Source organism: Natrialba sp. PRR66, assembly GCF_034808065.1.
Lineage (GTDB): Archaea > Halobacteriota > Halobacteria > Halobacteriales > Natrialbaceae > Natrialba > Natrialba aegyptia.
On the sequence record NZ_JAXHGN010000262.1, the window covers coordinates 1 to 238 of the forward strand.

The window sequence follows — 238 nt, forward strand, 5'->3', positions numbered from 1 at the left end:
GCTGGACTTGCTTGCGGTCGAGGTGTTTGCTGAGCGGGAATCCGAACCCGAGGAGCGACGCGAGGAACTGGAACTTCTCCCAGGAGTCGTACAGCGCGTCGTAGATCTTCGAGAGGAGGAAGTGCAGTGCTTCGCTCGCGAGCGTCGTAATCCGACTGATCACCCAGTCGATGGCCGACAGCGCGAGCGCGAGCCCGCTCAGCACGGCTTCGGCGAGTTCCTTCAGGAAGTTCCCCAG

1 protein-coding gene is annotated in these 238 nt (G+C 62.2%); it reads right to left on the bottom strand.

The features are described 5' to 3' along the window. Positions 1–238: hypothetical protein (locus SM755_RS24170; RefSeq protein WP_323174902.1), on the bottom strand; the 238-nt coding region annotated here is incomplete at both ends.